A 13,556-nucleotide genomic window follows, 5' to 3' on the forward strand; every position below is an offset into this window, starting at 1 on the left:
AAGTTGGGCCCCTGGGCCCACGAAGAGTGAGGGCGCTCTCACCTACGGTGTTTCGGTTGATGGTTGCCGCATCGGGTGGGAGGGCCGGGGCCGTGATGAGCAGGATCAGGCGCGGAGTGGGAACGTGGGGGCGGACCGTGGGGGCCCGGATGCGGGGGGCCGGACGGGATGCGGGGGCGGGGTTCGTGGAGTATGCCGGGCTGATGATCATCATTGCCGGGATCTTCACGATGATCGACGGGCTCGGACTCGACGGCGCGATCTCGGGGGCCATCATGCGTGCGGTGAACAGCGTCATCGGTGGCGGCTGAGCGTACGGCACCTGGCGGACGACCGGGGACAGACGCTCCCCCTCTACATCTGGCTGACAGGGATCCTGTTGTTCGCCGCGTTCGCCTTCTTCGCCTTCGCCCAAGCAGCGTCCGCTCGCAATGGAGCTCAGTCCGCGGCGGACGCTGCCGCCTTGGCGGCGGCGCAGGACGCCCGGGATCAGCTGATCGACCGTCTCGAGGCCGCCGTTGGGCAGGAAGACGACTGGCTGTCCTGGTTGGGGGGTCGGCTGCCTGCTGACGACGGAGCCACCGCCGCCGCACAGCAATTGGCTGCTGAGAACGACTCGGCCCTCGAGGGCGAAGCCCAGCCGGTGACCAGGGGTGGCTATCCCGGATTCCAGGTGGCTGTGCAGACGAACTACACGGTGGGTGATTCGGTCATTCCCGGTACGGAGGGCATGCATGCGAAGGCCCATGCCATCGCCGTCATCGAACCGCGCTGCGACTTCGACGCGAAAGCGGACCCCAAGAAACCTGTGAAATTGAACTGCGACGGCCAGACCGTGGACATCGACCCCGAGAAGTTCAAACCGGTCGACCTTCCTGACGCGTCCGTGCTGTTCTCCGTGCATCTGGCCGAGTGAAAGGAAGCCGTACCGATGGATTTTCGGCACACCATGAAGGGCCGCAGGGCGCTGAGCGCGGTCGCGATCACCGCCGGGCTGCTCCTTACGGTGGCCGGTTGCGGTGGGGGAGGCGATGAGAAGTCGGACAAGGACGCCACGACTTCCGCCGCTCCCTCTCGGAGCAGCAGCGGTCAGAAGATGTCGCAGGCGCCCCAGGCCGACCAGGTGCTCGCCGAGGTCAAAGGGGAGAACGGGCTTACGCTCACGGTCACCTCGGCCCGGCGCGACAGCGGGGGCTTCGTGACCGTCGAGGGGACGGTCACGAACAACACCGGCATGCTGTGGGTCGCCGCGAACTGGCGCGGCAACGAACAGGAGCTGAAGAGGAACGGCGGCTCCATCGCCGGGGCTAGCCTGATCGACCAACAGGGCAAGAAGAAGTACCTGATCCTCCGCGATACTTCCGGCAGGTGCCTGTGCACGCAGTTCACCGGCGGTGTGCGGGAAGGCGCGACCGCGCAATGGTTCGCTCAGTTCCCCGCCCCGCCCGAAGGCACCAGCAAGGTCGACTTCCAGGTGGGCGCCATGCCGCCGGCCTCCATCGAGATCTCCGAGGGGTGAGAGACCATGCCCCCCGCCGCTCGCACCGCCGCGACCGCCCTTACGGCTCTTGCCGTTCTCACCGCGCTCTCGTTGGCCGCGCCGCCGGCCTTCGCGGACGACGGAGACCCCAGCGCACCCCCCGGCACCGTAACCACCTCCCCACCCCCCTCCATCGACCCCACCAGCCCGGGCCTGAAGCTCGCCGACGGGGCCGCTCTCGCGCCCGCCAAGGTGCTGGACATCAAGTCCGTCGTGGAGGACCTCGGTGGTGAGGAGCGGCGCGAGGACACCAACGAGAACGTCACCTTCGCGCTCCAGGCCGAGGTGCTGTTCCCCAAGGACAGCTCCAAGCTGAACCCGGAGGCCCGTTCCCGTATCGACGCGATCGCGGACGAGATCAAGAAGCAGAACGGGACCACCGTCCGCGTCTTCGGCTTCACCGACAACCTCGGCTCGTACGCCCACGGCCTGACCCTGTCCAAACAGCGCGCGGAGGCGGTCCACGACCAACTGGCCGCCCGCCTCGGCGGCAACGTCACCTTCGAGGTGCGCGGCTACAGCGAGGACTACCCGATCGCGGACAACTCCACGGAGGAGGGGCGCCGCAAGAACCGCCGCGTGGAGGTGTCGTTCCCGAGGGGAGGCTCGGCGGGCGCCAGTACGTCGGGCGACGGCGGCGCGGCGATTTCCGGCGGCTGACACTCCGGGAGGAACCGATCAGGAGGCGCCTTCGCTGAGTACCGTGGGCGCCGGTGCCGGTCGGACGTCGATGAGGTGGGCCATGAGGAAGATCGTCCTGATGATGTCGGTGTCCCTGGACGGTTATATGGAGGGCCCGAACCGCGAGATCGACTGGCATGTCGTCGACGACGAACTCCACCGGCACTTCAACGACGTCCTGAAGGAGATGGGCGCCTTCCTCGAGGGGCGGGTCACCTACGAACTCATGGACGGCTACTGGCCCGACGCCGACCGGGACCCCGACGCCTCCGCCCCCGTCGTCGAGTTCGCGGGCATCTGGCGGAACATGCCGAAGGTGGTGTTCTCCCGCACCCTCCAGCACGCCGGCCGGCACACCACCATCGTCCGGGACGTGGTCGTCGACGACATCCTCGCGCTCAAGGCACAGGAGGGCGGCGACCTCGCGCTCGGCGGCGCCGAACTGGCCGCGGAGTTCCTGCGGCAGGACCTCGTCGACGAGTTCCGGGTGTACGTCCACCCGGTCCTCCTCGGCCGCGGCAGACGACTGTTCCCGGAGGGCGACGCACTCACCACCCTCCGGCTGATCGACTCCCGCCGGTTCGGCAACGGTGTCGTGCTCCTGCACTACGGGCGCCCGGAGACGGGCGGCCGGTAAAGGTGTTGCCCGGCCGGCAGCCGCTGGGTAGGAAGGCCGCATGACTGGACTCGGTGCTGTGTTCCGCCCCCAGCTGCCCCCGGAGCGACTGCGGACGATCGCGCGGCTCGCGGAGGAGGCGGGTCTGGAGGAACTGTGGCTGTGGGAGGACTGCTTCCTGGAAGGTGGGATCTCCACGGCGTCCGCCGCGCTCGCCTGGACGGAACGGCTGCGCGTGGGCATCGGACTGCTACCCGTCCCGCTCAGGAACGTCGCCCTCACCGCTATGGAGGCCGCCACGCTCGAGCGCATGTTCCCCGGGCGGGCCGTCCTCTGCGTCGGGCACGGCGTCCAGAGCTGGATGGGACAGGTCGGTGCCCGCGCCGAGTCGCCCATGACGCTGCTGCGGGAGTACCTGGACGCGCTGCGGGCCCTGCTGCGCGGCGAGCGGGTCACCACGGACGGGCGGTACGTGAAGCTGGACGGCGTCGCCCTGGACTGGCCGCCGGCGCAGGCGGTCCGCGTCCTCGCCGGGGTCACCGGTCCGCGCTCGCTGCGGCTGTCCGGTGAGGCGGCGGACGGCACGCTCCTGACCGCCGCCACGTCACCGGAGGGCGTGCGGGCGGCCCGTGGGATCGTCGACGAAGGACGCCAGGCGGCCGGTCGCACCGACCCGCACCCCGTCGTCGTCTACCTCCGCGCCACCACAGGTCCGGACGCCGCCGCCCGGCTGCGCGCCGCGATCGAGCGGGAGGGAGGGGTGGGACACGGTGTGGCCGGGGACGCGGGCACGGTCGCCAAGGCCGTGCAGCAGCTCGCGGAGGCGGGCGCCGGCACGGTGGTCCTGGAGCCGACCGGCGACGAGCCGGACCCGGAGGGGTTCGTGCGGTTCGTGGCCGAGGAGGTACGGCCGCTCGTGCCGTAGGCCGACCGGCCGCTGGGCCGGTTTCGTCCGCTGCCCGGTTTCGTCCCCTGGACCGGCCACCCGTAATTCGGTCGCGTCCGCTTCCGTGGCGCTGGGAAGATCACGGCATGTCCACCCACCGTTCGTTCGAAGAGCTCGTCCGCGAGGCCGTCGAGGCTCCCGTCGAGGGCTGGGACTTCTCCTGGTTCGAGGGACGGGCCACCGAGGAGCGGCCGCCGTGGGGGTATGCCCGGACGATGGCGCGGCGGCTCGCCCGCGCGTCCGCCGCGCTCGACGTCCAGACCGGGGGAGGGGAGGTCCTGGCCTCCGCGCCGGCGCTGCCGCCGGTCACCGTCGCCACCGAGGGGTGGCCGCCGAACGTCGCCAAGGCCACCGCTCTGCTCCATCCGCGCGGAGCGGTGGTCGTCGCCTCGGCGGAGGACGCGCCGCTTCCGTTCGCGGAAGCCGCGTTCGACCTGGTCACCAGTCGGCACCCGGTGCGCACCTACTGGGGCGAGATCGCGCGTGTGCTGCGCCCCGGCGGCACGTACCTCTCGCAGCAGGTCGGTCCGGCGAGCGCCTTCGAGGTCGTCGAGTACTTCCTCGGGCCGCAGCCGGAGGAGGTGCGCGGCGGACGTGATCCGCGGCGGGCGCGCGCCGAGGCCGAAGCAGCCGGACTGGACCTCGTGGATCTGCGGGAGGCCCGGTTGCGCATGGAGTTCCACGACATCGGGGCCGTCGTGCACTTCCTGCGCAAGGTGATCTGGATGGTGCCGGACTTCACCGTGGAGCGGTACGAGGACCGGTTGCGGTCCCTGCACGAGCGGATCGTGTCGGAGGGGCCGTTCGTCGCGCACAGCACGCGGTTCCTGATCGAGGCGCGGAAGCCCGGGGCGTAGGTTTTCCGCATCGTTATGGGGGCCGACTCCCGTCGGTCCCGGTGGCTCGAGTAAGTTCAGACCAAGGTAAATCGCGTGAGTGAAGCTGCGCGGGCGGAACCGCGCAGTGGAGGGGGCTGCGCGGTGCCGTGCACTTCGTGCCGGTACGGCGCCGGTACGGCGTCACGGGTCTCGTACGCCGACCCGTACGCCGGGTCTGATCCCCCAGCGTTCCATCGCCCCGGCCTCCGCCTCCAGGACGTGGCGCGCACGCGGGCGGGGGAGGCCGATGCGGCCCGGCGGCATCGTCCGTACCGCCATGACCCGCAGGGTCCGGTCCAGATACGCCACGTCGATCGAAAACCGCATCCCCAGGGTGTGCACCGCGCTCGCCGGACTCAGCAGCAGCGCGCCGTCGATCCCGTCGCGCCCGAGCAGCCCGCGCCGCCGGGCCCGCGTGGATCGAGCGACCTCCAAGGGCACCGGGTGGGGCGTCTCCGGCGTGGTGAGCATGGGCATGACTGCGAAGTTAGCGGGCGGCGTCAAGTGAGGACTTCTGGCGCGGGTCACCCGGGCGGAGTATGGCGGGGCATGTCGCCAGGTGACCCACAAGTGGGCGCAAGCCCCTTGGATCCCTTGGGTTTCGGCCGGATTACCCGGGAATCCGCCGGGTTTCGGCCATGATCGGGCTCTGAATGAGGGGTTCCGGGGCCATCGGGGCGTTGCCGCCTGGTTTCGGAGAGTAGTTGTTGGACGCCGATGCACACGGAATCCCTTACGAAGGGTTATGGTGGAAACCCCCCCTCGGGCCGGTCCGTCTCCCCCCCACGGACCGGCCCGTTTTCCTTTCCCGCCCACCCGCCCACCCGCCCACGGCAGGCCCTTGCGCCGGGCACCACCGAAGGCCTCGCCCCTGCCGCCCATACCCGTCCCGTCCCGGGGGGCTCCGCCCCCGGACCCCCCACCTCCCCGGAAGCTCCGCACCCCCGCCCCTGCTGGGGGCGTCGCCCGGCTGCAGCCACGGGCTGTGTCGCCCGGGCCGCTGCCGGGGCTGTCGCCCGGGCCCCTGCCGGGACTGCCGCCCGGACGCCTACCGGGGGCTCCTCGCCGGGACGCCTGCCGGGGCTCGTCGCCCGGCCCCCTTTGCGGGGCTACATCCCCCAGGTCCGCCCCCTGCCGGCTCACCCCAGCCCCCAGGACTTCACGCCCGCCCCCGCTGCCGGCCCGACCGCCTCGTCCCCAAACCCCCAAGTCACCCGAGCAGGGGAAACCTCCGGACGAGCTGACCAGAGCCGGTTCCGTACCCCCCGTACGCGGGTAGCCAATCAGCCCAAATCCCCCCACCCCCGCCCCCATTCACACCCACGAACCCAAACCAACCCGCAGACACCCGTTGGCCGTCCCCGCCCTCTCCGGCGGTAGGCTTCGGCTTCGGGGACCGCCATCTGACGGGGATCGCGCACGACCGCGCCTGTCTGATCCGCACGGAGGGGCTGACAATCACGTGAACCTGCGCGACAAGCTGCGCGGCCTGCTCGTCAGGCTGTACGCACGCCGGGTGGAAGGCCACCTGGACCACGCTCAGGTGCCCAAGCACATCGGCGTCATCATGGACGGCAACCGACGCTGGGCGAAGGCCGCGGGATCGACCACCGCGCAGGGGCACCAGGCCGGAGCCGACAAGATCGAGGAGTTCCTCGGCTGGTGCGCTGAGACGGACGTCGAGGTCGTCACCCTCTGGCTGCTGTCCACGGACAACTTCGACCGGCCGAAGGAGGAGCTGGTCCCGCTCCTCGGGATCATCGAGGACGTCGTCCGCTCCCTCGCCGCCGACGGCCGCTGGCGTGTGCACCACGTCGGCGCGCTCGACCTGCTGCCCGCGCAGATGCAGACCGTCCTCAAGGAGGCCGAGGAGGCCACCGCCCACGTCGACGGCATACTCGTCAACGTCGCCATCGGCTACGGCGGCCGTCAGGAGATCGCCGACGCCGTACGCTCCATGCTCCTCGATGCCCGTGAGAAGGGCACCTCGATGGAGGACCTCGCCGAGTCCGTCGACATCGACATGATCGGCCGGCACCTCTATACGAGTGACCAGCCCGACCCCGATCTGGTGATTCGTACGAGCGGCGAGCAGCGTCTGTCGGGATTCATGCTGTGGCAGACGGCCCATTCCGAGTACTACTTCTGCGAAGTCTTCTGGCCGGCCTTCCGGAAGGTCGACTTCCTGCGCGCACTGCGTGACTACGCGGCGCGGCACCGCCGCTACGGCGGCTAGGACACCCCGGGCGCCGGCCGTCGGCACCCGCCCGCACCTCCCTGGCGTCACCTGGTCGGGGGACGGGATGTAACGAGGAGTTCACCGGGGCGCCGTCATATGCCGTGGCATGGCGGCGCATTTTCGAGGGCATAAGCCAGACAGGTCGACACCCGAACCACGGGTGTCGTATCTCAGCGGACGGCACGGGGCCGTCCGCCCGGGAGGCCCTTTGCACCAGCCCGACCGTGCGGTCACAGCACGGACGCAGACGCGGAGGGCCGGTCCTCGGCCCGTGCATCGCGGCCGACGACCGGTCCAGCTCCACCTCGTCGCTCCCCGACCTCATCCGAGGGGGTACGTCCTTCCGTGGTGACCAGCACAAAGCGCCCCAAGCCAGACCGGCGCACCTACGTTCTCGACACCAGCGTCCTGCTGGCCGACCCCAATGCCATGACCCGCTTCGAGGAGCACGAGGTCGTGCTCCCGATCGTCGTGGTCACGGAGCTGGAGGCCAAGCGGCACCATCCCGAACTCGGCTACTTCGCCCGGCAGGCCCTGCGCCACCTGGACGACTACCGTGTGCGGCACGGCCGGCTCGACGCCCCCATCCCGATCGGGGACCTCGGCGGAACCGTCCGGGTGGAGCTCAACCACTCCGACCCCAGCGTTCTGCCCACCGGCTACCGCCTCGGGGACAACGACTCGCGCATCCTCGCGGTCGCCCGGAACCTGCAGGCGGAGGGGTTCGACGTCACCGTCGTGTCGAAGGACCTGCCGCTTCGGATCAAGGCGTCCTCCGTCGGCCTCCTCGCCGAGGAGTACCGCGCGGAACTGGCCATCACGGACTCCTCCGGCTGGACCGGGATGTCCGAACTGACCCTGTCCGCCGAACAGGTGGACATCCTCTTCGAGGACGGTCACGTGCACGTCCCCGAGGTGGCCGACCTGCCCGTGCACACCGGTCTGACCATCCAGTCGGAGCGGGGCAAGGCGCTCGGCCGGGTCACGGCGGAGGGTGACGTCCGCCTGGTGCGCGGGGACCGAGAGGCGTTCGGCATCAAGGGACGCAGCGCCGAGCAGCGGATCGCGCTCGACCTGTTGCTCGACCCGGACGTCGGGATCGTGTCGATGGGCGGCCGGGCCGGCACCGGCAAGTCGGCGCTCGCACTGTGCGCCGGACTGGAGGCCGTGCTGGAGCGGCGGCAGCACCAGAAGGTGATGGTCTTCCGCCCGCTGTACGCGGTGGGCGGGCAGGAGCTCGGCTATCTGCCGGGCACCGAGGCCGAGAAGATGAGCCCCTGGGCGCAGGCGGTGTTCGACACCCTCTCCGCGGTCACCAGCCGCGAGGTCATCGAGGAGGTCACCGCGCGCGGGATGCTGGAGGTCCTCCCGCTCACCCACATCCGTGGCCGCTCGCTGCACGACGCGTTCGTGATCGTGGACGAGGCGCAGTCACTCGAACGGAACGTACTGCTGACCGTTCTGTCCCGAATCGGCGCCAATTCGCGGGTCGTTCTGACCCATGATGTGGCGCAAAGGGACAATCTGCGCGTCGGTCGATATGACGGAGTCGTCGCCGTGGTGGAGAAACTGAAGGGGCATCCGCTCTTCGCGCATGTCACGCTCACCCGGTCCGAGAGGTCCCAGATCGCTGCCCTTGTGACCGAAATGCTCGAGGACGGGCAGATCTGACCCAAGTGTTCAACATGGGATAGCTACCCATGAGTTGGCGCCGTCCGGCAAAGGCGTAGAGCCTAGCCGGGCGGCGCTGTCGTGTGCGGGAGATCCTGAGAATTCCGTGGTCCAAACGGGATGTGAGCTTTCACACTCATCTCAGAATTGCAACGCGGCGCCGGATTACGGCAGAGTCTCGTTCCTGTCAGGCCCCGCATACGACATAGCTGTACCCCCTGAGGGCACCACCCAGGCGTTAAGCCCTGGGGGAGGTACCGCGCCACAGAGACACCAAACTGCATAGAGCCGTCGTATGCCGCCCGAGCACCACACGGCGCTCCCCCCAGCGGGAGTTGCCCACCGGGCCCGTGCCTCCCGTGACCCCGCAGGTGGGAGGCCAGTGTCAGGGGCACGATCGCGTCCGCCAGGGTCACCGAAGCGGACGATGCTGGAAGGAAACCGTGTGAGCCCGATCTCGGTCCGGGGATTCGCAGTGGCCTCGGCCACGGCGGTCACCGCTGTCGGAAGCGTCGTCGGAGTCGCCTCGGGCAGCACCGCCCAGACGAACGACGCCGAGGCGACCGCAGCCGACTCGACGCTCCTCGCCGACATACCCGCCGGTCAGCAGGCCCAGGTCCAGACGGCGTCGCTGACGCAGCAGGCGGACGTGCAGGCCATCGCCGCGGACACGCTCGCCAAGAAGGACGCCGAGGAAGCGGCCCGCAAGCAGGCGGCCGCAGACGCGATCGCCAAGCAGAAGGCGGCGCAGCAGGCCGAAGAGGCAGCCAAGGCGCGCAAGGAGGCGGAGGCCAAGGCCAGCCGCGACGCGAGCCGTGACTCCTCGAGCTTCCCGGTCCAGAGCTCGTACACCGTCGCGCAGATCCAGGCGATGGCGCGTCAGATGGTGGCGGCCGACCAGTTCCAGTGCTTCAGCAACATCGTGAACCACGAGTCCAGCTGGAACTACCAGGCGGTCAACGCCTCCTCCGGCGCCTACGGCCTCTTCCAGGCGCTGCCCGCCGGCAAGTACGCCTCCGCGGGCGCCGACTGGCGGACCAACCCGGCCACGCAGATCAAGTGGGGCCTCAACTACATGGACAGCCGCTACGGCAGCCCCTGCCAGGCCTGGTCCTTCTGGCAGGCCAACAGCTGGTACTGAGCCGCCGGTCCCGCCCGCGCGGCGCTCAACCCTGCACAGCCTCTCACCGTCTATGGGTGAGGGGCTGCGGCCGTCTCAGGGACCGCCGCCCCACCATGTACGGTCGGAACCGACGACTCCAGGGGGGAGTGGTGGGGAGCACCCGGAGAAGCGGGGGAAGAGGACGGATCATGTCGCGAGTGCCAGGGTGGCTGGGTCGGCTCGGGGCCGGGCTGACCGAGATCAGCGAGCGCCTGGACGAGCGCCGCGCCGAGGTGGAGAAGGAGCACGCCGAGCCCGGACCGTCACGCCCCGCCCCGGACGTGCCCCCGCGGCCCGTCGCACCGCCCCCGCCGGTGTCCGGCGGACGCCGCCCCGACCCCGCCCAGGCCGTGCCCTGGGGCGTACGGGTGGCGGCCGAGGCCGGCTGGCGGCTCCTCGTGCTCGCCGGCACGGTGTGGGTGCTGATGAGGGTCATCAGCACCGTGCAGCTGGTGGTGTTCGCCTTCGTCATAGCGCTGTTGATGACCGCACTGCTCCAGCCGACGGTCGCCCGGCTGAAACGTCGCGGTGTGCCACGCGGCCCGGCCACCGCGCTCACCGTGATCCTGGGCTTCGTCCTGCTGGGCCTGCTCGGCTGGTTCGTCACCTGGCAGGTCGTGGAGAACATCGACGCACTCTCCACCCAGATCCAGAACGGCATCGACGACCTGCGCAACTGGCTGCTGAAGAGCCCCTTCCACGTCACCGACAAGCAGATCAACCAGATCGCCAAGAACCTCCGCGAGGCGATCGGCGCCAACACGGACCAGATAACGTCCGCGGGCCTGGAGGGCGTACAGGTCATCGTCGAGGCCCTGACCGGCATCCTGCTGGTGTTCTTCTCGACGCTCTTCCTGCTCTACGACGGCGAGCGCATCTGGCAGTGGTTCCTGAAGCTGGTGCCCGCCGCCGCCCGCCCGGGTGTGGCCGGCGCCGGACCGCGCGCCTGGCGCACCCTCACGGCCTACGTCCGGGGCACGGTCCTGGTCGCCCTCATCGATGCCATCTTCATCGGCATCGGCATCTATTTCCTCAACGTGCCGATGGCCGTCCCCCTGGCCGTCTTCATCTTCCTCTTCTCCTTCGTCCCCCTGGTGGGCGCAGTCGCCTCCGGCGCGCTGGCGGTGATCGTGGCGCTGGTGACGCACGGCGTCTTCACCGCGGTGATGACCCTCGTGGTCGTCCTCGCGGTCCAGCAGATCGAGGGCCACATCCTCCAGCCGTTCATCCTCGGCCGCGCGGTCCGCGTCCACCCCCTCGCCGTGGTCCTGACGGTCGCGGCCGGCGGCATGGTGGCCGGTATCGGCGGCGCCGTGGTGGCGGTACCGCTGGTGGCGGTGACGAACACGGTGGTGGGCTACCTGCGGTCATACGCCGCCGAACAGGCCTTCGGTGACACCGGTCGGCAGCAACCGGCCCGTCCGGAGGCACCCCCTCTCGGGGAGATCGAGGACGAAGTCGTTCCGGCCGGAGAGGCGTCCGGGGGCGCAGCCCCCGGGGACGGCTACGACAACGTCGAGGGCCCCGCCCACCAAGGGTGAGCGGGGCCCTCGACGGCCGGATCACTCGGAGAGAACCGCCTCCGCGTCCAGCGTCACACCGACCGCCTGGACGACAGACGCGATCTTGAAGGCCTCCTGGACGACCTCACGCTCGACGCCCGCCTTGCGCAGCACCTGCTCGTGCGAGTCCAGGCACATCCCGCAGCCGTTGATCGCCGACACCGCGAACGACCACAGCTCGAAGTCGACCTTGTCGACCCCGGGGTTGCCGATGACGTTCATCCGCAGCCCTGCCCGCAGGCTGCCGTACTCGTGGTCCGACAGCAGATGCCGCGTGCGGTAGAAGACGTTGTTCATCGCCATGACGGCTGCCGCGGACTTCGCCGCGGTGTACGCCTCCGGCGAGAGGTTCGCCTTCGCCTCCGGCTCCAGCTCGCGCAGCACGATCGCCGAGCGCGACGCGATCGCCGTCGCCAGCACCGTGCCCCACAGCTGCTGCGCCGGCAGCTCGGAGTTGCCGATGACCGAGCCCAGGTTGAGCTTCAGGTCCTTGGCGTAGTCCGGCAGGGCGGACTTCAGGGAGTCGAGGGACATAGGTCACTCACCAGCCAGCAGCTTGACCGGGTCGAGGGTCTCCTCGCCCTTGTTCCAGTTGCACGGGCACAGCTCGTCGGTCTGCAGGGCGTCCAGAACCCGCAGGACCTCCTTGGGGTTACGGCCCACGGAGCCCGCCGTCACCATGGTGAACTGGATCTCGTTGTTCGGGTCGACGACGAAGACGGCACGCTGCGCGAAGCCGTCCTCACCCTCGATGCCCAGCGCGCGCATCAGCTCGTGCTTGGAGTCGGCCATCATCGGGAACGGCAGCTCACGCAGGTCCGGGTGGTCCTTGCGCCAGGCGTGGTGCACGAACTCGGAGTCGCCGGAGAACCCGAGGATCTGGGCGTCACGGTCGGCGAACTCGTCGTTCAGCTTGCCGAAGGCCGCGATCTCGGTCGGGCACACGAAGGTGAAGTCCTTGGGCCATGCGAAGACGATCTTCCACTTGCCCTCGTAGGTCTTGTGGTTGATCTGCTCGAACTCCTTGCCCTTCTCCAGCGAGACGCAGGCGGTCAGTTCGAACTCGGGGAACTTGTCACCGACAGTGAGCACACGCTCTCCTTGCAGCACAGAAGCACCTCGAGCGCAAGGTGCTTCTCATGGGTTGGACTGTTCCGATGCTGGCACAGCGTGCATTGATTAGGGAAATAGCTACACTCGGTCGTGTTGATCGGCGCCAGCTATCAGTAACCGGGAGTAAGAGCATGGCCGTGGGCGGGACCAGGACCGACGGGCGCCGCCAGCCCACGCTCGCCCAGCTGCGCGCCTTCGCCGCCGTCGCCGAGCATCTCCACTTCCGGGACGCCGCCGCCGCGATCGGCATGAGCCAGCCGGCCCTGTCGGGCGCCGTCTCCGCCCTGGAGAAGGTCCTCGGCGTCACCCTGCTGGAGCGCACCACCCGCAAAGTGCTCCTGTCACCCGCCGGTGAGCGCCTCGCCGTACGGGCCAAGGCGGTGCTGGAGGAGGTCGGCGCGCTGATGGAGGAGGCCGAGGCCGTCCGGGCCCCCTTCACCGGGGCGCTGCGGCTCGGCGTGATCCCGACGGTGGCACCGTACCTCCTGCCCGCCGTCCTCAACCTCGTCCACGACCGCTATCCGCACCTCGACCTCCAGGTCCACGAGGAGCAGACCGCGAACCTGCTCGACGGGCTGACCACAGGCCGCCTCGACCTGCTGCTGCTCGCCGTCCCCCTCGGCGTGCCCGGAGTCGTGGAACTCCCGCTCTTCGACGAGGACTTCGTCCTCGTCACCCCGCTCGACCACTGGCTCGGCGGCCGGGAGGGGATTCCCCGCGAGGCGCTGCGCGAGCTGAACCTGCTGCTCCTGGACGAGGGGCACTGCCTGCGCGACCAGGCCCTCGACATCTGCCGGGAGGCGGGCCGCGGAATCAGCGGGGCGGGGCGAAGCCCCTCGGTCGAGGGTGGTGGTGGGCGACGGGAGGGCGTCCCGGTGACTACGACCGCGGCCGGCCTGTCCACCCTCGTCCAGCTGGTCGCGGGCGGCCTCGGCGTCACGCTGCTGCCCCGCACCGCGGTCGAGGTGGAGACCACCCGCAACGGCCGGCTCCTCACCGGCTACTTCGCGGACCCGGCCCCCACCCGGCGCGTCGCCTTCGCCATGCGCGCGGGCGCCGCGCGCGGTCCGGAGTACGAGGAGCTGGCCGCGTCCCTGCGCGAGGCGCTGCGGCCGCTCCCCGTACGGGTGTTGGGGCCCGGCGACTGA

General features: G+C 70.0%; 15 protein-coding genes. 12 read left to right on the plus strand and 3 right to left on the minus strand.

The genetic code is table 11. The annotated features are described in order from the left end of the window. Positions 1-185: 185 nt before the first annotated feature. The 7 genes from ACIRC0_RS10230 to ACIRC0_RS10260 all read left to right on the plus strand — a co-directional run bounded on the left by ACIRC0_RS10230 (position 186) and on the right by ACIRC0_RS10260 (position 4,640). The gene (locus tag ACIRC0_RS10230) at positions 186-311 is read left to right on the plus strand and encodes a hypothetical protein (RefSeq protein ID WP_403614749.1); all 126 of its coding nucleotides are present in this window, start codon (positions 186-188) and stop codon (positions 309-311) included. An 11-nt stretch (positions 312-322) separates the two neighbouring features. After that, positions 323-916, plus strand: coding sequence for a pilus assembly protein TadG-related protein (locus ACIRC0_RS10235; RefSeq protein WP_403614708.1), 594 nt, complete (start codon positions 323-325; stop codon positions 914-916). Between the two features lie 15 nt (positions 917-931). Beyond that, on the plus strand, positions 932-1,519 hold the full coding sequence (locus tag ACIRC0_RS10240; RefSeq protein ID WP_403613815.1) for a hypothetical protein: 588 nt from the start codon (positions 932-934) through the stop codon (positions 1,517-1,519). A 6-nt stretch (positions 1,520-1,525) separates the two neighbouring features. Beyond that, on the plus strand, positions 1,526-2,200 hold the full coding sequence (locus ACIRC0_RS10245; RefSeq protein ID WP_403613818.1) for an OmpA family protein: 675 nt from the start codon (positions 1,526-1,528) through the stop codon (positions 2,198-2,200). An 82-nt stretch (positions 2,201-2,282) separates the two neighbouring features. Next, the gene (locus ACIRC0_RS10250; protein WP_403613819.1) at positions 2,283-2,858 is read left to right on the plus strand and encodes a dihydrofolate reductase family protein; all 576 of its coding nucleotides are present in this window, start codon (positions 2,283-2,285) and stop codon (positions 2,856-2,858) included. Positions 2,859-2,898: 40 nt separating this feature from the next. Next, positions 2,899-3,762, plus strand: a complete 864-nt coding sequence (locus ACIRC0_RS10255) for an LLM class flavin-dependent oxidoreductase (protein ID WP_403613820.1) — start codon at positions 2,899-2,901, stop codon at positions 3,760-3,762. A gap of 107 nt (positions 3,763-3,869) precedes the next feature. Beyond that, positions 3,870-4,640, plus strand: coding sequence for a class I SAM-dependent methyltransferase (locus tag ACIRC0_RS10260; RefSeq protein ID WP_403613822.1), 771 nt, complete (start codon positions 3,870-3,872; stop codon positions 4,638-4,640). Positions 4,641-4,802: 162 nt separating this feature from the next. Here ACIRC0_RS10260 and ACIRC0_RS10265 read toward each other — a convergent pair whose 3' ends face one another. Further along, positions 4,803-5,138 (minus strand): DUF192 domain-containing protein, encoded by a 336-nt coding sequence (locus ACIRC0_RS10265; protein WP_403613823.1) that lies wholly within the window; start codon positions 5,136-5,138, stop codon positions 4,803-4,805. Positions 5,139-6,123: 985 nt separating this feature from the next. On the opposite strand from ACIRC0_RS10265, the gene ACIRC0_RS10270 reads away from it, so the two are divergent. The 4 genes from ACIRC0_RS10270 (at position 6,124) to ACIRC0_RS10285 (ending at position 11,274) form a co-directional block, all read left to right on the plus strand. Continuing rightward, entirely contained in the window at positions 6,124-6,897 is a 774-nt protein-coding gene (locus ACIRC0_RS10270; RefSeq protein WP_403613825.1) for an isoprenyl transferase, read from the plus strand. A 348-nt stretch (positions 6,898-7,245) separates the two neighbouring features. Beyond that, positions 7,246-8,571, plus strand: a complete 1,326-nt coding sequence (locus ACIRC0_RS10275; RefSeq protein ID WP_403613827.1) for a PhoH family protein — start codon at positions 7,246-7,248, stop codon at positions 8,569-8,571. Positions 8,572-9,016: 445 nt separating this feature from the next. After that, complete coding sequence (locus tag ACIRC0_RS10280; protein WP_403613829.1) at positions 9,017-9,712, plus strand: transglycosylase SLT domain-containing protein; 696 nt, start codon at positions 9,017-9,019, stop codon at positions 9,710-9,712. 170 nt (positions 9,713-9,882) lie between these two features. Beyond that, complete coding sequence (locus tag ACIRC0_RS10285) at positions 9,883-11,274, plus strand: AI-2E family transporter (RefSeq protein ID WP_403613832.1); 1,392 nt, start codon at positions 9,883-9,885, stop codon at positions 11,272-11,274. 21 nt (positions 11,275-11,295) lie between these two features. Here ACIRC0_RS10285 and ACIRC0_RS10290 read toward each other — a convergent pair whose 3' ends face one another. Then, positions 11,296-11,829 (minus strand): alkyl hydroperoxide reductase, encoded by a 534-nt coding sequence (locus tag ACIRC0_RS10290; protein ID WP_200419068.1) that lies wholly within the window; start codon positions 11,827-11,829, stop codon positions 11,296-11,298. Between the two features lie 3 nt (positions 11,830-11,832). Further along, on the minus strand, positions 11,833-12,387 hold the full coding sequence (locus ACIRC0_RS10295) for a peroxiredoxin (RefSeq protein ID WP_103838369.1): 555 nt from the start codon (positions 12,385-12,387) through the stop codon (positions 11,833-11,835). Between the two features lie 152 nt (positions 12,388-12,539). Here ACIRC0_RS10295 and ACIRC0_RS10300 point away from each other — a divergent pair, with 152 nt between their 5' ends. Further along, positions 12,540-13,556 carry a LysR substrate-binding domain-containing protein gene (locus ACIRC0_RS10300; protein WP_403613835.1) on the plus strand — a complete coding sequence of 339 codons (1,017 nt, stop codon included), beginning with the start codon at positions 12,540-12,542 and terminating at the stop codon, positions 13,554-13,556.

This window comes from Streptomyces sp. NPDC093984 (genome assembly GCF_044764595.1).
Lineage (GTDB): Bacteria > Actinomycetota > Actinomycetes > Streptomycetales > Streptomycetaceae > Streptomyces > Streptomyces cynarae.

Excerpts from the sequence above, each read along its gene's own strand:
- ACIRC0_RS10240 (WP_403613815.1), top strand. The coding sequence starts at position 932 with ATGGATTTTCGGCACACCATGAAGGGCCGCAGGGCGCTGAGCGCGGTC.
- ACIRC0_RS10245 (WP_403613818.1), top strand. The coding sequence starts at position 1,526 with ATGCCCCCCGCCGCTCGCACCGCCGCGACCGCCCTTACGGCTCTTGCC.
- ACIRC0_RS10250 (WP_403613819.1), top strand. The coding sequence starts at position 2,283 with ATGAGGAAGATCGTCCTGATGATGTCGGTGTCCCTGGACGGTTATATG.
- ACIRC0_RS10255 (WP_403613820.1), top strand. The coding sequence starts at position 2,899 with ATGACTGGACTCGGTGCTGTGTTCCGCCCCCAGCTGCCCCCGGAGCGA.
- ACIRC0_RS10260 (WP_403613822.1), top strand. The coding sequence starts at position 3,870 with ATGTCCACCCACCGTTCGTTCGAAGAGCTCGTCCGCGAGGCCGTCGAG.
- ACIRC0_RS10265 (WP_403613823.1), bottom strand. The coding sequence starts at position 5,138 with ATGCCCATGCTCACCACGCCGGAGACGCCCCACCCGGTGCCCTTGGAG.
- ACIRC0_RS10285 (WP_403613832.1), top strand. The coding sequence starts at position 9,883 with ATGTCGCGAGTGCCAGGGTGGCTGGGTCGGCTCGGGGCCGGGCTGACC.
- ACIRC0_RS10290 (WP_200419068.1), bottom strand. The coding sequence starts at position 11,829 with ATGTCCCTCGACTCCCTGAAGTCCGCCCTGCCGGACTACGCCAAGGAC.
- ACIRC0_RS10300 (WP_403613835.1), top strand. The coding sequence starts at position 12,540 with ATGGCCGTGGGCGGGACCAGGACCGACGGGCGCCGCCAGCCCACGCTC.